The following is a 23,988-nucleotide window of genomic DNA, read 5'->3' on the forward strand; positions in this document are numbered from 1 at the left end:
AGATAGAGCCTGACTTTGCGCAGCGGGCTGTACGGATAGGTCGCTGGGATTTCGACAGGCGTTAGAAAGCTGCGGTAAACCGGCGACGGTTGCCTGCGGCTTTTTTCGCGTCGGAGCGCTCGCGATTTTGATTTTTGACAGGCGAGACAATCACTTATGGCGACCAAGGCGAAGTCGGTGGGCAAGGCCCTCGAAGCAACCGCGACCAAGCGAATCCGCAAGCTGTTCGGCAATATCCACGAAGCCGTGGAAATGCCCAACCTCATCGAGGTTCAGCGCGAATCCTATGAGCAGTTCCTGCGGTCCGATCCGTCGATCGGCTATGTCTCGGGCCTTGAAAAGACGCTGCGCAGCGTTTTTCCGATCCGCGATTTCGCCGGCACCGCCGAGCTCGACTTCGTCCACTACGAACTCGAAGCGCCGAAATATGACGTCGACGAGTGCCGCCAGCGCGGCATCACCTATGCGGCACCGATGAAGGTCACGCTGCGTCTGATCGTCTTTGAAGTCGACAGCGAAACCGACACCCGCTCGGTCCTCGATATCAAGGAGCAGGACGTTTACATGGGCGACATGCCGCTCATGACCGGCAACGGCACCTTCTTTGTCAATGGTACCGAGCGCGTTATCGTGTCGCAGATGCACCGTTCGCCTGGTGTGCTCTTCGACCATGACCGCGGCAAGACCCACTCGTCGGGCAAATTCCTGTTCGCCGCGCGCGTGATCCCGTATCGCGGTTCGTGGCTTGATTTCGAATTCGACGCCAAGGATATCGTCAACGTCCGTATCGACCGCAAGCGCAAGCTGCCGGTCACCAGCCTGCTGTACGCGCTGGGCATGTCGGGCGAGGAAATCCTCAACCATTTCTATGACCGTCTGGTCTTCGAGCGCGCCGAAAACGGCTGGCGCGTGCCGTTCATGGTCGAGAACTGGCGCGGCGCGAAGCCCGCGTTCGACGTCGTCGACGCCAAGACCGGCGAAGTCGTCTTCGCTGCCGGCCACAAGATCAGCCCGCGCCTTGCCAACAAGGCCGCGAAGGATGGTCTCGATACGCTGCTGATCCCGACCGAAGAAATCTTCGGCCGCTACAGCGCCTATGACCTGATCAACGAGTCGACCGGCGAGATCTACATCGAAGCCGGTGACGAAGTGTCGGCCGAAAACCTCGAGAAGATCGACGCCGCCGGCATCGAAAAGCTCGAGCTGCTCGACATCGATCACAACAACACGGGTCCGTGGATCCGCAACACGCTGAAGGCCGACAAGGCCGAGGATCGCGATCAGGCGCTTTCGGACATCTACCGCGTCATGCGCCCCGGCGAGCCGCCGACGCGCGAAACCGCAGAAGCCTTGTTCGGCGGTCTGTTCTTTGACGCAGAGCGTTACGACCTGTCGGCTGTCGGCCGCGTCAAGCTCAACATGCGCCTTGGCCTCGACGCCGAGGACACGGTCACCACCCTGCGCAGCGAGGATATTCTCGCCGTGGTCAAGGAACTGGTGAACCTCAAGGACGGCAAGGGCGAAATCGACGATATCGACAACCTCGGTAACCGTCGTGTCCGTTCGGTCGGCGAACTTCTGGAAAACCAGTATCGCGTCGGTCTGCTCCGCATGGAGCGCGCCGTGAAGGAGCGCATGAGCTCGGTCGACGTGTCGACCGTCATGCCGAACGACCTGATCAACGCCAAGCCGGCGGTTGCTGCGGTGCGCGAATTCTTTGGTTCGTCGCAGCTCAGCCAGTTCATGGATCAGACCAACCCGCTGTCGGAAGTCACCCACAAGCGCCGCGTGTCGGCGCTTGGGCCGGGCGGTCTGACGCGCGAGCGTGCGGGCTTCGAAGTCCGCGACGTTCACCCGACGCACTATGGCCGTATCTGCCCGATTGAAACGCCGGAAGGCCCGAACATCGGTCTGATCAACTCGCTCGCAACCTTTGCGCGCGTGAACAAGTACGGCTTCATCGAAACCCCGTATCGCAAGATCATCGACGGCAAGGTGACCAACGACGTCGTCTATCTGTCGGCGATGGAAGAGCAGAAGCACACCGTTGCGCAGGCGAACGCCGATCTCAACGACGACGGCAGCTTCATCGACGAGCTGATCTCGGCACGCGAAGCGGGCGAATTCCTGATGGCGCCGCGCGACCAGATCACCCTGATGGACGTGTCGCCGAAGCAGCTGGTTTCGGTCGCGGCATCGCTCATTCCGTTCCTCGAAAACGATGACGCCAACCGCGCACTCATGGGATCGAACATGCAGCGTCAGGCCGTGCCTTTGCTGCGTGCGGAAGCGCCCGTGGTCGGCACCGGCATGGAAGAAACCGTTGCGCGTGACTCGGGCGCAGCCATCGCGGCGCGCCGCGGCGGCATCATCGATCAGGTCGATGCGACGCGTATCGTTATCCGTGCAACCGACATGATCGAACCCGGCAAGTCGGGCGTCGACATCTACCGTCTGCAAAAGTTCCAGCGTTCCAACCAGAACACCTGCATCAACCAGCGTCCGCTGGTGAAGGTGGGCGAAGTCGTCCGCACCGGCGACATCATCGCCGACGGCCCGTCGACCGAACTGGGCGAACTGGCACTGGGTAAGAACGTCCTCGTCGCGTTCATGCCGTGGAACGGCTATAACTATGAGGATAGTATCCTCATCAGCGAACGCATTGTGAAGGACGACGTCTTCACCTCGATCCACATCGAGGAATTCGAAGTCACTGCACGCGACACGCGCCTCGGGCCGGAAGACATCACGCGCGACATTCCGAACGTCGGCGAGGAAGCGCTGCGCAACCTCGACGAAGCGGGCATCGTCTACATCGGCGCCGAGGTTGGTCCGGGCGACATTCTGGCCGGCAAGATCACCCCCAAGGGTGAATCGCCGATGACGCCGGAAGAAAAGCTGCTGCGCGCGATCTTCGGCGAAAAGGCCAGCGATGTGCGCGACACCTCGCTCCGTCTGCCGCCGGGCGTGTCGGGTACGGTCGTCGAAGTCCGCGTCTTCAACCGTCACGGTATCGACAAGGACGAACGCGCGATTGCGATCGAACGCGAAGAAATCGAGCGTCTGAAGCAGGACGCCGACGATGAGCGCGCAATCCTCAACCGTGCAACCTTCTCCAGCCTCAAGGACCTGCTGATCGGTCAGACGACCAGCGCGGTGCCGAAGGGCCTGAAGAAGGGCGATGTTGTCACCGAAGAGATGCTGGTCGAACTCGACCGCGCCGACTGGTGGAAGCTCGCTGTCGTCGAAGACAATAGCCAGACCGCGCTTGAAGCGATCAAGGCGCAGTATGACGACGCGATCAAGCGCATCAACGCGAAGTACGAAGATCGCGTCGAAAAGCTGCAGCGCGGCGATGAACTCGCGCCGGGCGTGCTCAAGATGGTCAAGGTCTTCGTCGCGGTGAAGCGCAAGCTGCAGCCGGGCGACAAGATGGCCGGCCGTCACGGCAACAAGGGCGTCATTTCGCGCATGCTGCCGGTCGAGGACATGCCGTTCCTCGAAGACGGTACGCATGTCGATATCGTGCTGAACCCGCTGGGCGTGCCTTCGCGCATGAACGTCGGGCAAATCCTTGAAACCCACCTTGGCTGGGCTTCGCGCGGTCTGGGTCAAAAGGTGACGGTGGCACTCGAGGAATGGCGCAACGCCAACCCCGACGCGACCGGCGGCCAGATGCCCGAGCCCGTGCGTGAAGCACTGGAACATGTCTATGGCACCGAATATGTCGACGACATCCAGGCACGCAGCGCCGAAAGCATCGTCGAATTTGCGGAGAATCTGAAGGTCGGTGTGCCGTTCGCAACCCCGGTGTTCGACGGCGCCAAGGAAGCCGATGTGACCAACATGCTGACCCTTGCGGGGCTGCATGAATCGGGTCAGTCGGACCTTTACGACGGCCGCACCGGCGATCGGTTCGACCGCAAGGTGACCGTGGGCTACATCTATATGTTGAAGCTCCATCACCTTGTCGACGACAAGATCCACGCGCGTTCGATCGGGCCCTACTCGCTTGTTACCCAGCAGCCGCTGGGCGGTAAGGCGCAGTTCGGTGGCCAGCGCTTCGGGGAAATGGAGGTCTGGGCGCTCCAGGCCTATGGCGCGGCGTACACGCTCCAGGAAATGCTGACGGTGAAGTCCGATGACGTGATCGGCCGCACCAAGGTTTACGAAGCGATCGTCAAGGGCGACGACACCTTCGAGGCCGGCATTCCCGAAAGCTTCAACGTGCTCGTCAAGGAAATGCGCTCGCTGGGCCTCAACGTCGAACTCTCCTCCTATGCGGAGCAGGATCCCGACGAAGCCCCGGATGCTCTTCCCGAAGCCGCCGAGTAAAAGATATTGCCTCACCCCTCCCGCCGCGCGGGAGGGGCAGTGGAGCTAGATTATGAACCAGCTTACCAACTTCATGAACCCGGTCGCGAAGCCCGAAACCTTCGACATGATCAAGATCGGCATCGCGAGCCCCGAGCGTATCCGTTCGTGGTCGTTCGGCGAGATCAAGAAGCCCGAAACCATCAACTACCGCACGTTCAAGCCCGAGCGTGATGGCTTGTTCTGCGCGCGCATCTTTGGCCCGATCAAGGATTATGAATGCCTGTGCGGCAAGTACAAGCGTATGAAATACAAGGGCATCGTCTGCGAGAAGTGCGGTGTCGAAGTCACGGTGACCAAGGTCCGCCGCGAGCGCATGGGCCATATCGAGCTCGCCGCGCCCGTCGCGCACATCTGGTTCCTGAAGTCGCTGCCTTCGCGCATCGGCCTGCTGCTCGACATGCAGCTGAAGCAGCTCGAGCGCGTCCTCTATTTCGAAGCCTATATCGTTCTCGAACCCGGCCTGACGCCGCTCGAGAAGTTCCAGCTGCTGACCGAAGACGAGCTGCTCGACGCGCAGGATGAGCATGGCGAAGACGCCTTCAGCGCCGGCATCGGTGCAGAAGCGATCCGCGTGCTGCTCGAAAATCTCGATCTCGAACAGGAACGCGTCGATCTTCTCGAAGATCTGGCGACGACCAAGTCGGAACTGAAGCCGAAGAAGATCATCAAGCGCCTGAAGGTCGTCGAGAGCTTCATCGAATCGGGCAACCGTCCCGAATGGATGATCCTCGAAGTCGTCCCCGTGATCCCGCCCGAACTGCGCCCGCTGGTGCCGCTCGACGGTGGTCGCTTCGCTACAAGCGATCTTAACGATCTTTACCGCCGCGTGATCAACCGCAACAACCGCCTCAAGCGATTGATGGAACTGCGCGCGCCGGACATCATCGTCCGCAACGAAAAGCGCATGCTGCAGGAAGCCGTTGACGCCTTGTTCGACAACGGCCGCCGCGGCCGCACGATCACGGGCGCAAACAAGCGTCCGCTGAAGTCGCTGTCCGACATGCTCAAGGGCAAGCAGGGCCGCTTCCGTCAGAACCTGCTCGGCAAGCGCGTCGACTATTCGGGCCGTTCGGTCATCGTGACCGGTCCCGAACTCAAGCTGCACCAGTGCGGCCTGCCGAAGAAGATGGCGCTCGAACTGTTCAAGCCGTTCATCTACGCCCGTCTCGATGCCAAGGGTCTGTCGATGACCCTGAAGCAGGCGAAGAAGTGGGTCGAAAAGGAACGCAAGGAAGTCTGGGACATCCTCGACGAAGTCATTCGCGAGCACCCGGTCATGCTGAACCGCGCGCCGACGCTCCACCGTCTGGGCATCCAGGCGTTCGAGCCGGTGCTGATCGAGGGCAAGGCGATCCAGCTTCACCCGCTGGTCTGCTCGGCCTTCAACGCCGACTTCGACGGTGACCAGATGGCCGTTCACGTTCCGCTGAGCCTCGAGGCGCAGCTGGAATGCCGCGTTCTTATGATGTCGACCAACAACATCCTCAGCCCCGCGAACGGCAAGCCGATCATCGTTCCGTCGCAGGACATGGTGCTTGGTCTCTATTATCTCTCGCTGGAGCGCGACGGCGAACCGGGCGAGGGCATGTTGCTCGCCGACATGGCCGAAGTGCATCAGGCGCTCCACATCGGCGCGGTCACGCTGCACACCAAGGTGATCAGCCGCGTTCCGCAGACCGACGAGAAGGGCAATGAATATTTCAAGCGCTTCGAAACGACCCCGGGACGCATGCTGATCGCCGAATGCCTGCCCAAATCGCACACCGTACCCTTCGACGTCGTCAACCGCGTGTTGACGAAGAAGGAAATCGGCGACGTGATCGATCAGGTCTATCGTCACACCGGCCAGAAAGAGACCGTGCTGTTCGCCGACGCCATCATGGCGTTGGGCTTCCGTCACGCGTTCAAGGCGGGCATCTCGTTCGGCAAGGATGACATGATCATTCCGGCGTCGAAGGAAGGGATGGTCGACGAAACCCGCGCGCTGGTGAAGGATTTCGAGCAGCAGTATCAGGACGGCCTGATCACGCAGCAGGAAAAGTACAACAAGGCCATCGACGCCTGGTCGCAGTGCGGCGACAAGGTTGCGAACGCGATGATGGACGAAATTCGTGCAACGCCGAAGCTGCCCGATGGCCGCATGGCCCCGATCAACTCCATCTATATGATGGCGCACTCGGGTGCTCGTGGTTCGCAGGCGCAGATGAAGCAGCTCGCGGGTATGCGCGGCCTGATGGCCAAGCCGTCGGGCGAGATCATCGAAACGCCGATCATCTCGAACTTCAAGGAAGGCCTCACCGTTCTCGAGTATTTCAACTCGACCCACGGTGCGCGTAAGGGTCTTGCCGATACGGCGCTCAAGACGGCAAACTCGGGTTACCTGACCCGCCGTCTGGTCGACGTGTCGCAGGATTGCGTCGTGATCGAGGAAGATTGCGGCACGACCCGCGGCATGGAAATGCGCGCGATCATCCAGGGCGGTTCGACGATCGCTTCGCTGGGTGAGCGTATCCTGGGCCGCACGACGCTCGAGGACGTCGTCGACAAGGACGGCAATGTCATCGCCCCCGTCGGCACGCTGCTCGACGAACCGACGACGCAACTGATCGAAGACGCCGAGGTTCAGGCGGTCAAGATCCGTTCGCCGCTGGTTTGCGAAGCGGTGCTGGGTGTCTGCGGCAAATGCTATGGCCGTGACCTTGCGCGCGGTACGCCGGTCAACATCGGTGAAGCTGTCGGCGTTATCGCTGCACAGTCGATCGGTGAACCCGGCACGCAGCTGACGATGCGTACCTTCCACATCGGTGGTGCGGCGCAGGTCAACGAACAGTCGAACGCCGAAGCCATTTCGGACGGCACGATCGAATATCGTGACATGCCGACGATCGTCGATCAGCGTGGTCGCCGTCTGGCGCTGGCGCGTTCGGGTGAAATTGCGATCATCGACAGCGAAGGCCGCGAACGCGCGTCGCACAAGCTGCCCTATGGTGCGCACATCATCCACAAGGATGGCGACAAGGTGAAGAAGGGTGACCGGATTGCCGAATGGGATCCGTTCACCATGCCGCTGATCACCGAAAAGCAGGGCGTTGTGAAGTATCAGGATCTGGAAGATACCAAGACCCTGATCGAACAGGTCGATGAAGCAACGGGTATCGCCCAGCGCGTCGTGATCGAATATCGCTCCGCGGGGCGCAGCAAGAAGGAAGATCTTCAGCCGCGCCTCACCCTGCTCGACGATCAGTCGGGTGAAGCGGCACGCTATCTGCTCGCAGTCGGCACGATGTTGTCGGTCGAGGACGGTCAGGAAGTGCAGGCAGGCGACGTTCTGGCGCGTGTCAGCCGCGAAGCGTCGAAGACGCGCGACATCACCGGCGGTCTGCCGCGTGTTGCCGAGCTGTTCGAAGCGCGCATCCCGAAGGACAATGCGGTGATCGCTAAGATCAGCGGCCGCATCGAATTCGTCAAGGATTACAAGGCGAAGCGCAAGATCGCGATCGTTCCCGAAGAAGGCGATTCGATCGAGTATCTCATTCCCAAGTCGAAGGTCCTCGAAGTGCAGGAAGGCGATCAGGTCAAGCGTGGCGACGCGCTGATCAGCGGTTCGCCGAACCCGCACGACATCCTCGACGTCATGGGCGTGGAAGCACTGGCCGAGTATCTGGTCGCGGAAATCCAGGAAGTTTACCGACTGCAGGGCGTGAAGATCAACGACAAGCACATCGAGGTGATCGTTCGCCAGATGCTGCAGAAGGTCGAGATCACCGACGGCGGCGACACCACGTTGCTGCCGGCCGAACAGCTCGATTATCTGGAGATGATGGAATATAACGCCAAGCTGCCGAAGAATGGCCGTCCCGCTGTCGGGCGTCCGGTCCTTCTCGGCATCACCAAGGCGAGCCTGCAGACGCGCAGCTTCGTTTCGGCGGCGTCCTTCCAGGAGACGACCCGTGTGCTCACCGAGGCTTCGGTGCAGGGCAAGATCGACTCGCTGCAGGGCCTCAAGGAAAACGTCATCGTCGGCCGCCTCATTCCGGCGGGTACCGGCGCTGCGATGAACCGCGTTCGCGTTACCGCCTCGTCGAAGGATGCTGCTCTTCGTGCCGCCATGCGCGCCGCGAACCAGGAGCATCTGATCGCACCGAAGACCGCTGCCGAAGAGCATGCCGCCGAACTGGCGCAGGGCCCCGAAGCCGCGATTGGCGACGATCCGCTGGGCAAGGTCCAGGGCGAAGACTTCACCACCGACGATGTGATGGTGGAAGATCGTCCGGAAGCCGACGGCGAGGAATAAGCTCCTCGGCCTGATGGCTGACAGAAATAAGCCCCGCCGGAGCGATCCGGCGGGGCTTTTTCTTTATGATGCTGCGGTTGCTTCGGCCCAGGGAGCGGCGCGCTCGTTTCCGTCGGTTTCGGTTGGATGACGGGTGACGGTAATGGTAATGTGGGCGCATGATCGACCTCCCGCTGTTCCTCGCCTTTCTGGCTGCTGCCACCATCCTGACGGTGACGCCCGGTGTCGACACGGCGATGGTGCTCCGGGCCGCGACTGTCGATGGCCGCCGCGCGGGTGCTGCCGCCTCCGCCGGCATTGTTCTCGGTTGCCTTATCTGGGGCGCTGCCGTGTCTCTGGGTCTTGGCGTCGTGCTGCGCGCATCGGAGCTGGCCTACGCGGTTCTCATATTCGCGGGAGCTGCCTATCTTGTCTGGCTGGGCGCGAAACTTCTGCTTTCCCCGCGGGAGGCATTGAACTCGGTAGCGGAAGTGCCCGGCGCCAACAGTCGTCGCGATGCTTTCGGAAAGGGTTTCCTGACGAACATGCTGAACCCGAAAATCGGCGTGTTCTACATAACCTTCCTGCCTCAGTTCGTACCGGCAGGGGCGGACGTGGCCGGATATTCCTTCTTCCTTGCGGGGGTGCACATATTGCTGACCCTCATCTGGTTCGCGGTTCTGATCGCTGCGACGGTGCCGCTTGGGAGGTTTCTGCGAAAGCCGAAGGCGATCAAGGCGCTGGATCGAATGACCGGCGGCGTTTTTGTCGCATTCGGCCTGAAGCTGGCGACGTCCTCGGCTCGCTGAGCGGAATTCTCAGGGAGCCCCGAAGCCTGAGAAGCGGGGCAAATGGAAAAGGGCCCACCGGGGTGGCCGGTGAGCCCTTGTTTCTGGGGATATGCGGGCCGGTGCGACCGCTGGCTTGCGTCCGGCCCGGGCTGTCCTAGGGGGCGAGGATCGCGACGGCGAGGTACAGCAGCAGCGGCAGGCCGAAGCCCAGGAGCGTCAAAGCCACGAAGGCGACGCGCGTCCACAAGACGTCGAAGCCGAACTGGTCTGCCATCCCGGCGCATACGCCGAAGATTACGCCATCGCGACGATTCTTGCGAAAACCCTGTTTCATTTCTTTCCTTTCTGTCCCGGCGGGTGCCGGCGTTTTTTGGGGGTGGGAAGGTTGCTGGTCAGATGACCAGCGAACCAACCTGCGCGCCATTCTGACCGGCAACGGCAAGAAGCATGACCGAGCAATAGACCGAAGCAATGGCGGCGACGGCGTAGCTGCGGAGCGAGTCGATGTTGAAATATGGCATGATATTATCCTTCCTGTATCCTTTCCGCCGGAGCATCCGGGGATGCCAAAGGTAATGCAGGAGGCGTGCCAGTTTCATTCATTGGCGGTTAAGCGCGATTTTTCTGCCACAGGCATTTCTGTTCTGCGTGAAAATTACTTCATCATGGTGTAATTTCCCAATTACGGGAAATTTATCAGATGATCGTGAGCGGCGCGCCAACCCCAAGCGGGAGGGGGAAACTGTTCTTTCCTTCAAGCCGCGAAATCCCCTAGGACGACGGCGACATGACGCTCATCCGCCTTTCGCTGACCGATTTTCGCAATCATGCCGGCGCGGACCTGGCGGCGGATGCCGGGCTGGTTGCGCTTCACGGAGACAATGGCGCGGGCAAGACCAATATATTGGAGGCGATCTCGCTGCTGACGCAGGGGCGCGGACTGCGCCGTGCTGCGTTGTCGGACATGGTGCGCGACGGCGCGAGCGGCGGCTTTGCGATCTTTGCCGAAGTGCAGGCGGGCGCCGACCTGTCGCCGGTCGCGCTTGGGACGGGAATCGAGCCCGCGCATCCCGGACGCCGGATCGTGCGGATCAATGGTGCGTCGGCCGCTGCCGCGTCGCTCGGGGAGTGGGTCGCGGTGCTGTGGCTGACGCCCGCCATGGACCGTCTGTTCGTCGAGACTGCGGGGAACCGGCGACGCTTTCTCGACCGGCTGGTGCTCGCACTCGATCCCAAACATGCGCAGCACAGCAATCGTTATGAAGCAGCCTTGCGCGCGCGCGGAAAATTACTCGCCGATGCGTCGTCCGCCGACTCGCAATGGCTGGCCAGCCTCGAGGCGCAACTCGCCGAACATGGCGCGGCGATGGATGCGGCGCGGCAGTCGATGCTGGGCGCGCTGTCGGCTGAACTGGCGGGGCAGCCCGACGCGCCCTTCGCGCGCCCGCTGTTGACGCTGATGGACAGCGAAGGCGCCGCGCGGGAAGCGCCGCATGAGATTGAGGCATTGAAGGCATTATTCGCCAGCCGACGGCGGATCGATGCGGCGGCGGGACGCGCAACTGCTGGGCCGCACCGCGACGACTTGTCTGCCGTCCACGCGTCGACGGGCCGCGGCGCCGCCCGCTGCTCAACGGGCGAGCAAAAGGCGATGCTGTTATCGCTCATCCTCGCGCACAGCGATTGCGTCGCGCGGGCGCGGGACAGGCGCCCGCTGTTGCTGCTCGACGAAGTTGCGGCGCATCTCGACCCGCTGCGGCGGGGCGCTCTTTACGAGCGACTGGCGGGGCAGGGTGGGCAGGCGTGGCTCACCGGAACCGAGGCGGCGCTTTTCGCCAACATGCCGGGGCCGGTGACGCGGTTTCGCATTACCGGCGGACGGATCGCAGCCGGATAGGGCGCGACTGGAAGCCGCCAAAGGACTTTATCCCGACGCCGGCTATCTCTAGGGCGTTACGAATGCCCATATATTCAACGATCCGATTGGTGTGCGCCGCAGGGCTCTCCCTGATGCTCTCGGCCTGCGCAGGGAGTGGCGGTTTTAGAGCGGTGAGCGATACGCCGGTTCGGATCGGGCCGGCTTATACGGTTCGCGGTGCAACTTTTGTACCTGCAGCGGCGCCGGCCTATGACCGGACGGGCTATGCGAGCTGGTACGGGAATGAGTCGGGCAACCGCACCGCCAATGGCGAGAAATTCCGTCCCGCCTGGATCACCGCCGCGCACACGACCTTGCCCTTGCCGACCTATGTGGAGGTGACAGCGCTCGATACCGGGCGGCGGATCATCGTGCGGGTCAATGATCGCGGACCGTTCGCGGCGGGGCGGATCATCGATCTGTCGCGCGGCGCGGCGGAAGAATTGGGCATCAAGGCGCAGGGCCATGCGATGGTCCGCGTGCGCCGCGTCGAACCGTCGGAAAAGGATCGCAAGCGGCTGCGCGAGGGCAAGTCCGCCGCTGCGCTGGCGCCTGTTGAGAGCCGCGAGCTCGAGCGGCTGCGAGGGCAGGCTTCGACTGGCGAGCGGTAGATATGGACATGAATGTCAATAAGGGAGCTTGACGTTTCCGCGCACCGCATGCCACTTGCAAACTAACTGGTCCGCTTGCGGACGACGTCAATTATCGAGGAATTTCCGTATGATGAAATGGGTAGTAGCGACGGCTCTGGCCGGTGCAGCGACGATCGCCCCGGCAGCGGCGAAGGATGGCTTCGACGCAACGATCGTGCGGACAACCTATGGCATTCCGCATATCAAAGCCAGGGATTGGCGCGGACTGGGCTATGGCGTCGGCTATGCCTATGCGCAGGATAATCTGTGCATGATTGCAGAGGAATTTGCGACGGTGGCGGGCGAGCGGTCGCTGTATTTCGGTGCAGCGAACAAGGCGGTGCTGGGGTTCAGTGAAATCGACAATCTGTCGTCCGACGTGTTTTTCCGCGCGACGATCGACCTGCCGCGCCTGCGCGCGGGCGCGGTGGCGCAGGGGCCCGAGATGGCGTCGATGGTCGACGGCTATGTCGCCGGATATAATCGCTGGCTGCGCGAGATTGGCCCCAACGGCGTTCCCGAAGGGTGCCGCGGCAAGGCGTGGGTGCGACCGATCAGCAGCGACGATCTGCTGCGGCTCAATGAAAAGACGATGCTGCTGGCAGGGTCGCTGGCGCTGGCGAACGGAATTGCCAACGCCGCACCGCCGGGCAAGGCGGTTGCGAGCCTGCCGGACAGGTTGCCTGGCCCCGATGATGCGCGCTTCGGCAGCAACGGCTGGGCGTTCGGTGCCGATACGACGGCGGACGGCCGCGGATTGCTGATCGGCAATCCCCATTTCCCTTGGAACGGCCCCAACCGTTTCTGGCAGATGCATGTGACGATCCCGGGGCAGGTCGATACGATGGGGGTCGGTCTGGCGGGGACGCCGCTGCCGATACTCGGTTTCAATCGCGACATTGCATGGACGCATACCGTGACCGCGGCGCGCCATTTCACGCTGTTTCAGCTGAAGCTCGATCCCGCCGATCCCACCGCCTATCTGGTCGACGGCAAGCCCGAAAAAATGGGCACGCGAACGATCAGCGTGCCGGTGGGCGAGGGCGCTGCGCCGGTCGTCCGCACGCTCTATACGACGCGTTTCGGGGCGCTCGTCGCACTGCCGTCCTCCGGGCTGACGTGGAACGGAACGACCGCCTTTGCGATGCGCGACGTCAATAGCGGCAACCAGCGTGCACTGGGGACGTGGGTTCGTATCGCACGGGCGAAGAGCGTCGGCGAAGTGCGCGCCGCGGTCGAAGAAACATTGGGTATCCCATGGGTCAACACGATCGTTGCCGATCGCAACGGCGATGTGCTGCACGCCGACGTGACGGCCGTTCCCAATTTGTCCGGCGACAAGATCGAGGTCTGCGCGACGCCCTTTTCGGCGCTCGCCGCCAGTCTCGCGACCCTGCTCGACGGATCGCGTGCCGAATGCGATTGGGACGTCGCTGCGGGCACGCCGATTCCGGGGCTGCTGCCCGCGGCTTCGCAGGCGGTCTATGCGCGGCGCGACTATGTGACCAACAGCAACGACAGCTATTGGATGAGCAATGCCAGCGCGCCGCACAAGCCGCTGTCGCCGATATTGGGCGCGGCTGAGAGCACCTTGTCACTGCGTAGCCGCTCGAATTTCATCGAGGTTGGTCATTTGCTGAATGGCGAGGGCGGCAAGCCGGGGGTCAAGATCGACCATGCGGCCGCCAGGGAACTGACGCAGGCGAACAAGAGCCTCGCCGCCGACCTGACGGTCGACCGGCTGCTCGAACTGTGCCGCGGCAAGGCCGAGGTTGCGCGTGGGTGCGCGGCGCTGGAGGGTTGGGATCGCCGTTTCAACCTCGACAGCCGGGGGGCGTATTTGTTCACGGTCTTCTGGAAGAGCGTCCACAAGATGCCCGGCCTGTGGGCGGTGAAGTTCGACGTCGCCGACCCCGTTCACACCCCGCGCGACATGGTGACGACGGGAGAGGTCGGAACGAAGCTGCTCGCGGCGCTCGCGGCGGCAACGGCGCAACTCGACAAGGAAGGGATCGCACTCGACGCGCGCTGGGGCGACGTCCAATATGCGCCGCGCGGCAATGAACGGATTCCGGTGCATGGCGGCGAGGGAATTGCAGGTGTTCTGAACCTTCAGAACGCTGCGGCCGCGCCCGGCGGGGTCATTCCGTTCCACGGGTCGAGCTATATCCAGATCGTCGGATTCGACGCGGCGGGACCGGTGGCCGATGCGGTGCTGTCCTATTCGCAGTCGACCGATCCGGCATCGCCGCATTATGCCGACCAGACCCGCCTCTATTCGGCGAAAAAGTGGCATCGTCTGCCGTTCAGCGCCAAAGAGATTGCGGCAGATGGCGGCAGCAAGCCGGTTCGTATCAGGGAGTGAGGCCTATCTGTCGACGACCAGGCAATCCTGACCACCTTTGCGGACCGTGACGCAGAAACTCTCGGCTTCGCCCTTGTTCGCGAAACCACCGGCCTGCAGTCGCGTGATCTTGCCGCTTTTGACCAGATAGGGCTGACGCCCGGCGAAGGCCGGATTCTTCTTTTCGAGCGACGCCCACAGGTTCCGGGCGTTCCCCTCGACCCCGAAGGCTCCGAGCTGCGCGCGCCAAGGACTGGCGGCCGCGTTCGGTGCTGGAGCGGGTTTTGCGATGACCGCTTTGGGCTGTGGCGGCACCACGGGTTTCGCGGGCGCGGGTTTCGCCTGCGCGGGCGGCGTCGTGCCGCTTTCGGGGGGCGCAGCATAGCTGGTGCCGGGCGCAGTTGATGGCGGTTCCACGGTCTTGGCGGCCGTTGCGGCCGCGGTTGCTTCGGTCGCCGCTTCGGTAGCGCGGATGGCGGCCGGGGTGGGCGCGGGTTTGGGCGCCGTCGCGGCGACAACCGGCGGCGGGGTGTAGCTGGTGCCGGGGACCGAGGGGGGGACGCTCGCAACCTTGATCGGCGAGGGGGCGGCAGCCTTGGTTGGCGGCGGTGCGGCTGCGCCGACTGCGGCCAGACGTGCGCGCTGTTCGGCCTTTTCGATCTCGGGCAGCATTGCGAGACCGCGCTGGCGTTGCTCGAGTGGGATGAGCTGGTCGAGCTGGACGAGGCGTGCCGAGGCGAGGGTCAGGCCGGCATCGCTCGCGCGCTTGGTCAGTGCATAGGCGCGTGGCCAATCTTCCCTGGCGAGGTCGCCGTTGAAATGTGCGGTGCCCAGAACATATTGCGCGCGGGGTTCGCCGCGCTCGGCCGAGCGCAGAATGAAAGGCATCGCCTCGTCGCGGCGATTGGCGGTGAAGAGGATGAGGCCCAGATTATCCTCGGCCTGCAAATGCCCCTGCTTGGCCGCGCGGCGATACCAGCCTTCGGCCTGAACCAGGTCGGCCGGGACGCCGCGGCCAAGCTTATAGGCTTGCCCCAGGTTGAATTGCGCGTCGGCGTCGCCTGCGATCGCGAGCGGACGCCATTCTGAGACGGCCGCCTCGTAATCACCGCTCTGCCACGCATCGACACCGGCCTTGACGTCGGCATGTGCGGGCGCGGCAAATCCAGCGACTGCAGCTAAGGAAAGGGCCAGCGAAACGCCGGTGCGGAAAATGCGCATTATAGTCTCCAATGGCATGCGCCGCCCGGCGGCGGCGGCAGTCCCGACATGCCGTTTAGAAGGAAATGGCTAACATCATGTTAGCGAAACCTAAAAGCGCCAATTTTGCTCCGTTATGGGACAGTGCGGCGTTTCGCCTCTGTTTACCATCACCGCCAACGGATCGTTCACCATCATTTTATCATCGTTAACCCAATTTTAGCTCCCCTCATGGCATTCCACCGCCAATTCGTGGATTTATCAGGGGGACGGCTGTGCGCGTTTTGGCATTGGCTTCACAAAAGGGCGGGTCGGGTAAAACCACTCTGTCGGGGCATCTCGCGGTACAGGCGCAGATCGCGGGCGCGGGGCCGGTCGTCCTGATCGACATCGATCCGCAGGGCTCGCTCGCCGACTGGTGGAACGAGCGCGAGACCGACCTTCCGGCCTTTGCTCAGACCACCGTAGCGCGGCTGGCATCCGACCTCGAAATCCTGCGCCAGCAAGGCTTCAAGCTGGCGGTCATCGACACGCCGCCCGCGATCACCATGGCGATCCAGAGCGTGATTTCGGTCGCCGAACTGATCGTCGTGCCGACCCGGCCGAGCCCGCATGATCTGCGCGCCGTCGGGGCTACCGTCGATCTGTGCGAACGCGCCGGCAAGCCGCTGGTGTTCGTCGTCAATGGCGCAACCCCGAAAGCCAAGATTACGAGTGAGGCCGCCGTCGCACTGTCGCAGCACGGCACCGTCGCCCCGATCACCCTGCATCATCGCACCGACTATGCCGCCTCGATGATCGACGGCCGCACGGTTATGGAGGTCGATCCGAACAGCCGCTCGGCCGAGGAGGTCCGCCAGCTCTGGACCTATATGAACGACCGCCTCGAAAAGAATTTCCGCCGCACCGTGTTCAGCTCGCCGATCCCGGCGCAGGCTGGATATGGCGCAGTCCGCCCGATGGGTGGTGGCTTCGGCCGCCGCATCGCGGGCCAGTGAGAGAGGGAGTGGATATCATGGGCGAACCCAAACCCCTCGCATCGCTGAGCGCCGGATTGCTTGCTCGCAAGGGCGGGGCACGGCCGGCCATGCGCCGCCAGCCGCTGGGCAGCGGCCCCGCGCCGATGAGCAGCACCGGTTATGACGACCTGGGCTGGAACGACATGGGCTATGACGTCGACCCCGACCAGTCGGGCGAACCTGAGCAGATGTTTGATCTGAAGCCGCTGCTGACCGGATCGGTGTTGGCGCACAATCTCGAGGCCGAGCAGGCGGTCGAGGAAGGCGTCGGCGGCGAGCTGACCCAACTGACCGAGCCAACGGGAATCATGGGCGTCGATGCGGATTATTCCGCCGAAGCACCCGAAGTTCCGGAAATTGTTCGTCAGCAGGAATCGTTGATCGACCGCGTCGCTGCCGTGGCGCGCAAGGTCGAGGCGCGGCCCGCACCGAAAGCGCCGAAAGCCAAAGCGCCGCGCGCGCCGCTTGCCCGCGAAAAGGCGGCCTTCACGCTGCGGCTCGACGCCGAACGTCATCTTCGGTTGCGGCTGGCGAGCGCGGTGACGAACCGCTCTTCGCAGCTGATCCTGACCGATTTGCTCGACGAATATCTGGCCTCGCTGCCCGAAATCGACGCGATGGCGAGCCGCCTTCCGGCGGCGCGACCGCCGCGCCGGACGGCGCAGGGTTAGGCCGGCAAGGGGGACTTATCATGAACCGCAACATGCTGATGAAGCTGGCCATATCGGGCCTTGTTCTGGGCGTTACGACCTCGGGTTGCAGCGGCATGGGACAGATGGCGTCTGCCCCGGCGGGCGCCGCGATCAAGCCCGACGCCGCCGCCAAATCGGCGGACAAGGCGCGCGTGGCGATCGAGCAGGACAAGGCCGACAAGGCCGTCGGCTTCGCTGAAGCCGCAGTCGCCGCGAGCCCGCGCGACGCCAGCTATCGTGCGCTGCTGGGCCAAGCCTATCTCAACGATGGCCGGTTCGTCTCCGCCACCGCCGCCTTGACCGAGGCGATGGAGCTGGGTGCGGACGACGCCAATACGATCATCGCGCTGGCGCTGGCGCAGATTGCACAGGGCAAGGCGGTCGATGCGGCCGCGTTGCTGGGTGCGCATCAGGACAAGGTGCCGGCATCGGACACCGGTCTGGCGCTGGCGCTTGCTGGCGACAGTGAATCGGCGATCTATATGCTGAGCGAAGCGGCCCGGGCTCCCGGGGCAAATGCCCGCACGCGGCAGAATCTGGCGCTGGCCTTCGCTATGTCGGGGCGCTGGGCGCAGGCCCGCATCCTCGCGTCGCAGGACCTGTCGCCTGCAAAGCTCGAGGGCCGAATGGCCGAATGGTCGAAGCTGGCCGAACAGCCGAACGCGCAGGTCCGGGTCGCAAGCCTGATTGGCGCCAAGGTGCAGCAGGGCGATGTCGGCATGCCGGTACGCCTGGCGCTGAGCAATTTTGCCGATACCCAAATGGCCGCGGCACCCGCTGCGGTCGAACTGGCCAGCATCGACCCGGCGCCGGTCGCCACTTTTGCACCGCCGCCGCCGGTGATGGCCGATGCATCGAGCGCGATCCGCACGGTCGAGCTGCCGATGCCGCAGCGTACCGCCGATGGCGTGGTGCCGGTGACCGAATTGCCGCAGCCGACGCCGGCGGGCGAAGTGATTCTGGCCGACGCCGCACTCTATCGCACCGCGCCGCGCATTGCCGGTGAAACGGGCGAACGCCTGCGTCCCTATCAGGAACAGGCGCTGGAACTGGTGACGCGCGTTGTCCCCGCGGCGATGGGCTTTGATTCGAAAAAGCCGTCGGGCTGGGCCGTGCAACTCGGCGCCTATGACAGCCTGGGTATCGCCAAGGAAAAATGGAGCGGCCTGAAAAGGCGGAGCGCCATGCTGGCGAATTTCCCGGCATCGAGCCACTCCGCGACGGTGAAGGGTCGCACCTTCTATCGCCTGACGGTCAACGGCCTTGCAACCCGCGCCGATGCGACCAGCCTTTGCAACGAGTTGAAGGCACAGGGCCAGACCTGCTTCATCCGCCAGATGGGCGGCGGCGAAAGCATCCAGTGGGCGGCGAAAGCCAGTCCGCTGCGGATGGCTTCGCGGTAAGTTTTCGACACTCCGGGGGGAGTGAAACGGGAAGGGGCGTGGCCGCGAGGCTGCGCCCCTTCGCTTTTGTCAGAGAATTTCGCGCACCACATCCTGCGGACGGCACAGCCGCACGCCCTTGTCGGTTTCGACGATCGGACGTTCGACATAGGCGGGATTGGCAGCCATTGCCGCGATGATGCTCTCTTCATCGGCATCCTTGAGGCCGCGTTCGTCGGCATCGGTGCCGCGCAGGCGCAGGGCATCGCGCGCGGCTAGGCCGGCGTCGGCGAAGAGCTGCCGCAGCTTGTCCGCCGTATAGGGATTTTTCAGATATTCGACGATGGTGACGTCGACGCCGGGCATCTCCTGAAGAATCGCAAGGGTCTTGCGCGAGGTGCCGCAGGCGGGGTTGTGCCAGATGGTTGCTTTCATGGGCACGTCCTAACGTGGGCTTACCGCAGCGTAAACCCGCTGTTCATGGCATATATGGCACATCTGCCCGCATGAAGAGGCATCACCTGCTTGCCTTTGAAGGCCGGACCCATGATTTGTGAAAAATCGAGGGACCGTAAAGGCGGCCATTGCGGGGTATGGGTTGCACGTGAATGAATTAATGGATCGCAGGGCGATGTTGACCGGGCTGGCGAGCGCAGGCGCGCTGGTCGCGACCTCCGCGCGCGCGCAAATGCCGGGCTGGATTCAGCAGCCGGCCCCGGCCGCACCGCCGGTCGATTATCTGGCCGTCGCGCGGACGCAGCTGGCGCGCCAGGGGCGCAACATCATGCAGACCGACCGCGTCGGGATCGTCGATTTCGGCCTGCCATCGTCACGGCCGCGCTTCGCGCTGGTCGATATGGTGGCGGGAAAGATCGACATGTATCCGGTCACGCACGGCCGCGGGTCGGACCCTCAGCACGACGGCTGGCTCAAGAGCTTTTCGAACCGTGTCGGCAGTCTTGCGACCTCGCGCGGCGCTTACCGCACCAGCGATTATTATATGGGCGGCAACGGGTCGTCGATGCGTCTCGCGGGGCTGGAGCCCGATAACAACAATGCCGATGTGCGCGCGATCGTCGTGCACGGCGCCTGGTATGCCGAACCGTCGCTGATTGCGACGCAGGGCAAGCTGGGCCGCAGCGAGGGTTGTTTCGTCTTTGGCGAGGAACTGCTGCCGCTGATCCTCTATAAACTTGGCCCCGGGCGGCTGCTGTTCGCCGACAAGCTGAGCATCGCGCCGCCGGCGCCCAAGCCGTTCGAACTGCCGCCCGTCGTCGATAATATCCGGCAAGCGGGTTCGGTCAGCGGGACGTTCCCGACCACCGCGGATTAATTAGCCGTCGCCCCCGCGAAGGCGGGGGCCGCTGGCAGCCTTACGCCAAGCGGATAGCGGCCCCCGCCTTCGCGGGGGCGACGTTCATTTTTCTCAATAAATTCCCGAAGTTCCCGGCGTCGTCGCGCGTGCGGTCGTCGCAACGGGGACCGTCGGCACGACCGCCGGCGCCTTGGGCGCGACGATCGTCGCAGTCGGGCGGCCGGGCTTGGCGAAGCTGGCGATCACAGGAGCATCGCGGCCGTAAAGGTCCGCCAGCTTCTTCACGCCGCTTTTGCCGTTGGGAACGACGGTCCAATAGGCGACATAGACGGGGAAGGGATCATCGAAGCCGAAGCGCGTCGTCTTGCCGCTCGCGACCACTTCGCCGAATTCCTCGGGACTGCGGCCCGCGAACATCACCGCCATCAGGCCGGAGAAGTGCAGCGCGCGTTCGGTACGGATGCAGCCGTGGCTGAACGCACGCGCGGCGGCGGCGAACGCGCCCTTCGACGGGGTATCGTGCAGATAGATCGCATGCTCGTTGAGCATTTCGAGCTTCATCACGCCGAGCGCATTGCCGGGGCCGGCCTTTTGCACGACCGACAGATTTTTGCCGCTGCCGGTCCAGGTGTAGCCCTGCGCGCGGGCGCGGGCGGGGTTGTTGGCGATCGTTGCGCCAATCCCCTCGTTGATGATGCTGCGCGGCAGCGTCCAGGTCGGGTTGACGATGACGCCCGTCGCCATCGGATTGAGCTGCGGGGTCGGGGTCGACGCCTTGCCGACCACGGCCTTGTGGGTCGCGATGATCGTACCGCCATGGACCACGCGGGTCACATATTCGGGGACGTTGCTGACGACATAGCGTTCGCCAAGGTCGCGCGGCATCCAGCGCCAGCGTTCCATGTTGACGCGGATGGCATTGGCGTCGGCGGCGGCCTTCGTCGATTTGAGCGACGCCTTGAGCGCGATAAAATCGGGATGCACGGGGTCGAGCCCGGCGAGGCTTTCGGGGACGGAGTTTCCGAGCAGCGCGGTGGTCAGCAGCGGCAGCAGCGGCTCATTCTCGGCATCGCTGTCGACCATGAACCATTGCTTGCGTGCGGCATTGGGCGTGCGGCCGTCGCGCAGGTGCGTCGCGAGCAGCAGAAAACTGTCGGTTGCGACTTTGTCGAGCTGGATATTATTGCCGCTGTCGATCGCCGCCTGCAGTCCGTCGGGGTTATAATCCTTGGCGAACAGGCCCTCTTCGCCGACATTTTTGATGAAAGTCAGCAGCGCCTGGGCATTGGCCCTGGACCAGCCCAGCAGTTCGGCCTCGGCGGCCACGACAGGGGCGTCATCGGCGACCTTGTCGGGCTGGAGGATAACGGAATCCTCCTTGACCTCGGTCTGCGCGAGCGCGGGGGACGCGAGCAGGGTCAGCGGGAGGAGAAATGCCACGGCCGGGCGCGCGAAGGGGGGGGAGGTTTTGACCATGGCGATGCCATAGCCAAAAAAATCCGACAGTTAAAGTGAGGGACCGCACATCGTCATCCCGGTTTGCGCCGGGATGACGATGAAGTTCAGGCGGCGCCGGCGTCGGCCTCGCGGGCCAGCCATTCTTCCAGCCATTTGATGGTATAGTCGCCGTGGATGACATCGGGGTCGGCCAGCAACGCCTGATGGAGCGGAATGTTCGTCTTGACCCCGCCGATCACCATTTCTTCGAGCGCGCGGCGCATCCGCATCATGCAGCTTTCGCGGGTGCGACCGTAAACGATCAGCTTGCCGATCATGCTGTCATAATAGGGCGGGATCGAATAGCCGGCGTAAAGCCCGCTATCGACGCGCACATGCATCCCGCCTGCGGCGTGATAGCTGGTGACCTTGCCCGGCGAGGGCATGAAGGTTCGCGGATCTTCGGCGTTGATGCGGCATTCCATGGCATGGCCGCGGAACTCCAGATCGTCCTGCTTCACCGACAGGCCCGCGCCGCCCGCGACGCGGATCTGTTCGCGGACGAGGTCGAAACCGGTGATCATTTCGGTCACCGGATGTTCGACCTGAATGCGCGTGTTCATCTCGATGAAGAAGAATTCGCCATTTTCCCACAGGAACTCGATCGTGCCGGCGCCGCGATAATGCATGGCCGCCATCGCGTCGGCGCACACCTTGCCCATGCGCGCGCGCTCTTCGGCCGAGATGATCGGCGAGGGCGCTTCTTCGAGCACCTTCTGGTGGCGGCGCTGGAGCGAGCAGTCGCGTTCGCCGAGATGGATGGCATTGCCCTTGCCGTCACCGAACACCTGAAATTCGATGTGGCGCGGGTTGCCCAGATATTTTTCCATGTAAACGGTCGGATCGCCGAAGGCGGCCGCCGCTTCCGATGAGGCCTGACCCATCAGGCTTTCGAGGCTGTCGGCGTCGGGGACGACCTTCATCCCGCGTCCACCGCCGCCCGATGCGGCCTTGATCAGCACCGGATAGCCGATACCTTCGGCGATCTTGCGCGCCTCGTCGCCATAAGTGACCGCGCCGGGTGAGCCCGGAACGACCGGCAGGCCGAGTGCGACAGCGGTGCGCTTCGCCTCGACCTTGTCGCCCATGGTGCGGATATGTTCGGGTTTCGGCCCGACGAAGACCATGTCATGCGCTTCGATGATCTCGGCGAAGCGCTCGTTCTCCGACAGAAAACCATAGCCGGGATGGATCGCGTCGGCGCCGGTGATTTCGGCTGCCGAGATGATCGCCGGAATGTTGAGATAGCTGTCCTTCGCCGCCGGCGGGCCAATGCACACGGCTTCGTCGGCGAGGCGAACGTGCATCGCATCGGTATCGGCGGTCGAATGGACCGCGACCGTCTTGATGCCCATTTCGTGGCATGCGCGGTGGATGCGCAGCGCGATCTCGCCGCGGTTGGCGATCAGAAGCTTTTCAATAGCCATGCGAAGCTCAGCCGATGGTGAACAGCGGCTGGTCGAATTCGACCGGCTGGCTGTTCTCGACATGCACCGCCTTCAGCGTTCCCGACGCCGGCGCGACGATCGGGTTCATGACCTTCATCGCCTCGATGATCAGGACGGTATCGCCGGCCTTCACCGCCGAGCCGACGGCCGCGAAATTGGGCGCGCCGGGTTCGGCCGCGAGATAGACCGTGCCGACCATCGGCGATTTCACGGCGTCGGCGAAATTGTCGGCAGCGGGCGCTGCTGCGGCCGGTGCTGCGGCAGCGGCCGGAGCGGCGGCGGGCGCCGCCAAGGGGGCGGGTGCATAGGCGACGGGCGCCGCGGTCAGCGCGCGCGCGACGCGGACCTTGCGATCGCCGTCCTCGACCTCGATTTCCGAAAGCTGCGTGTCGTCAAGCAGTTCCGCGAGGGCGCGGACATATGCCGGATCGATGTTGATGCCATTGTCTTTATGGTCACCCATGAGAATAATTCCTGTTGTTGCGGCGTCGTTGGTGCGACGCTCGACCCCGATTATGATGGCGCCCTCTTGTCAGAGACGGGCGGCGGCGTCCAGCGCCAGCGTATAGCTTTGCGCGCCATGTCCGGCGAAATGCGCGACCGCTGCCATACCGATGTAGCTGATATGGCGAAAGGATTCGCGTTTCATCGGGTCCGACAAATGAACCTCGATCACCGGCACCTTGATCGATTTGATCGCGTCGTGAAGCGCGACGGAGGTATGCGTATAGCCCCCGGCGTTGAGCAACACCGCTTTCGCGCCCGCGACATAGGCTTCGTGGAGCCAGTCGATCAGCACGCCTTCATGGTTCGTCTGGCGGCATTCGACGCGCAGCCCCAGTTCGGCGGCTTGCGCCTCGAGCCGCGCGTGAATGTCGTTCAGCGTGTCATGGCCATAGATTTCGGGCTCGCGCGTACCGAGCAGGTTGAGATTGGGGCCACTCAGCACATAGACGGTTGGCGTATCGGTCATGGGGTCAGAACCCTCCAATTGCGTGTTCGAGGCACCGAAATGGCGAAGATATCGGCTTCGCTCGGCCGCCGCGGATGGTGGTTCCATCAGCAAGGCCGCGCGGAGGCGAGATCGAAGCCATTTCGGT

At 63.5% G+C, this 23,988-nt stretch carries 18 protein-coding genes; 10 read left to right on the forward strand and 8 right to left on the reverse strand.

The window, feature by feature from the left end:
* Window positions 1-156 precede the first annotated feature (156 nt).
* The 3 genes from rpoB (at window position 157) to ACSYDV_RS11395 (ending at window position 9,459) form a co-directional block, all read left to right on the forward strand.
* A complete protein-coding gene (rpoB, locus tag ACSYDV_RS11385) occupies window positions 157-4,335 on the forward strand; it encodes a DNA-directed RNA polymerase subunit beta (RefSeq protein ID WP_438323931.1) in 4,179 nt (1,392 codons plus the stop codon).
* A gap of 52 nt (window positions 4,336-4,387) precedes the next feature.
* The gene (gene rpoC / locus ACSYDV_RS11390) at window positions 4,388-8,671 is read left to right on the forward strand and encodes a DNA-directed RNA polymerase subunit beta' (protein ID WP_438323932.1); all 4,284 of its coding nucleotides are present in this window, start codon (window positions 4,388-4,390) and stop codon (window positions 8,669-8,671) included.
* A 158-nt stretch (window positions 8,672-8,829) separates the two neighbouring features.
* Window positions 8,830-9,459, forward strand: a complete 630-nt coding sequence (locus ACSYDV_RS11395; RefSeq protein ID WP_438323933.1) for a LysE family translocator — start codon at window positions 8,830-8,832, stop codon at window positions 9,457-9,459.
* 136 nt (window positions 9,460-9,595) lie between these two features.
* On the opposite strand, the gene ACSYDV_RS11400 is transcribed toward ACSYDV_RS11395, so the two are convergent.
* Together ACSYDV_RS11400 and ACSYDV_RS11405 are read right to left on the reverse strand one after the other, a co-directional pair.
* Complete coding sequence (locus ACSYDV_RS11400; RefSeq protein ID WP_438323934.1) at window positions 9,596-9,775, reverse strand: PspC domain-containing protein; 180 nt, start codon at window positions 9,773-9,775, stop codon at window positions 9,596-9,598.
* Window positions 9,776-9,833: 58 nt separating this feature from the next.
* A complete protein-coding gene (locus tag ACSYDV_RS11405; protein ID WP_438323935.1) occupies window positions 9,834-9,962 on the reverse strand; it encodes a hypothetical protein in 129 nt (42 codons plus the stop codon).
* A gap of 266 nt (window positions 9,963-10,228) precedes the next feature.
* Between ACSYDV_RS11405 and recF the strand changes: the two genes are divergently transcribed.
* The 3 genes from recF to ACSYDV_RS11420 all read left to right on the forward strand — a co-directional run bounded on the left by recF (window position 10,229) and on the right by ACSYDV_RS11420 (window position 14,356).
* Entirely contained in the window at window positions 10,229-11,338 is a 1,110-nt protein-coding gene (gene recF, locus ACSYDV_RS11410; RefSeq protein WP_438323936.1) for a DNA replication/repair protein RecF, read from the forward strand.
* Window positions 11,339-11,400: 62 nt separating this feature from the next.
* Complete coding sequence (locus tag ACSYDV_RS11415; RefSeq protein WP_438323937.1) at window positions 11,401-11,970, forward strand: septal ring lytic transglycosylase RlpA family protein; 570 nt, start codon at window positions 11,401-11,403, stop codon at window positions 11,968-11,970.
* A gap of 109 nt (window positions 11,971-12,079) precedes the next feature.
* Window positions 12,080-14,356 carry a penicillin acylase family protein gene (locus tag ACSYDV_RS11420; RefSeq protein WP_438323938.1) on the forward strand — a complete coding sequence of 759 codons (2,277 nt, stop codon included), beginning with the start codon at window positions 12,080-12,082 and terminating at the stop codon, window positions 14,354-14,356.
* 3 nt (window positions 14,357-14,359) lie between these two features.
* On the opposite strand, the gene ACSYDV_RS11425 is transcribed toward ACSYDV_RS11420, so the two are convergent.
* Window positions 14,360-15,556, reverse strand: coding sequence for an SPOR domain-containing protein (locus tag ACSYDV_RS11425; RefSeq protein WP_438323939.1), 1,197 nt, complete (start codon window positions 15,554-15,556; stop codon window positions 14,360-14,362).
* Window positions 15,557-15,810: 254 nt separating this feature from the next.
* Between ACSYDV_RS11425 and ACSYDV_RS11430 the strand changes: the two genes are divergently transcribed.
* The 3 genes from ACSYDV_RS11430 to ACSYDV_RS11440 are packed head-to-tail and all read left to right on the forward strand — an operon-like array spanning window position 15,811 to window position 18,649.
* A complete protein-coding gene (locus ACSYDV_RS11430; protein WP_438323940.1) occupies window positions 15,811-16,533 on the forward strand; it encodes an AAA family ATPase in 723 nt (240 codons plus the stop codon).
* Between the two features lie 17 nt (window positions 16,534-16,550).
* Window positions 16,551-17,225 (forward strand): hypothetical protein, encoded by a 675-nt coding sequence (locus ACSYDV_RS11435; protein ID WP_438323941.1) that lies wholly within the window; start codon window positions 16,551-16,553, stop codon window positions 17,223-17,225.
* 20 nt (window positions 17,226-17,245) lie between these two features.
* Window positions 17,246-18,649, forward strand: a complete 1,404-nt coding sequence (locus ACSYDV_RS11440) for an SPOR domain-containing protein (RefSeq protein ID WP_438323942.1) — start codon at window positions 17,246-17,248, stop codon at window positions 18,647-18,649.
* Window positions 18,650-18,718: 69 nt separating this feature from the next.
* On the opposite strand, the gene arsC is transcribed toward ACSYDV_RS11440, so the two are convergent.
* Entirely contained in the window at window positions 18,719-19,063 is a 345-nt protein-coding gene (arsC, locus tag ACSYDV_RS11445; RefSeq protein WP_438323943.1) for an arsenate reductase (glutaredoxin), read from the reverse strand.
* Window positions 19,064-19,259: 196 nt separating this feature from the next.
* Here arsC and ACSYDV_RS11450 point away from each other — a divergent pair, with 196 nt between their 5' ends.
* Entirely contained in the window at window positions 19,260-19,961 is a 702-nt protein-coding gene (locus ACSYDV_RS11450; RefSeq protein WP_438323944.1) for a murein L,D-transpeptidase catalytic domain family protein, read from the forward strand.
* A 93-nt stretch (window positions 19,962-20,054) separates the two neighbouring features.
* Here the strand turns inward: ACSYDV_RS11450 and ACSYDV_RS11455 are convergent, their stop codons facing one another.
* The 4 genes from ACSYDV_RS11455 to ACSYDV_RS11470 form a co-directional block, all read right to left on the reverse strand.
* Window positions 20,055-21,419, reverse strand: coding sequence for a L,D-transpeptidase family protein (locus ACSYDV_RS11455; protein WP_438323945.1), 1,365 nt, complete (start codon window positions 21,417-21,419; stop codon window positions 20,055-20,057).
* 86 nt (window positions 21,420-21,505) lie between these two features.
* The gene (gene accC / locus ACSYDV_RS11460) at window positions 21,506-22,867 is read right to left on the reverse strand and encodes an acetyl-CoA carboxylase biotin carboxylase subunit (protein ID WP_438323946.1); all 1,362 of its coding nucleotides are present in this window, start codon (window positions 22,865-22,867) and stop codon (window positions 21,506-21,508) included.
* Window positions 22,868-22,874: 7 nt separating this feature from the next.
* Window positions 22,875-23,351, reverse strand: coding sequence for an acetyl-CoA carboxylase biotin carboxyl carrier protein (accB, locus tag ACSYDV_RS11465; protein ID WP_438323947.1), 477 nt, complete (start codon window positions 23,349-23,351; stop codon window positions 22,875-22,877).
* 69 nt (window positions 23,352-23,420) lie between these two features.
* Window positions 23,421-23,861, reverse strand: coding sequence for a type II 3-dehydroquinate dehydratase (locus ACSYDV_RS11470; protein WP_438323948.1), 441 nt, complete (start codon window positions 23,859-23,861; stop codon window positions 23,421-23,423).
* Window positions 23,862-23,988 lie beyond the last annotated feature (127 nt).

The organism is Sphingopyxis selenitireducens, assembly GCF_051550705.1.
Lineage (GTDB): Bacteria > Pseudomonadota > Alphaproteobacteria > Sphingomonadales > Sphingomonadaceae > Sphingopyxis.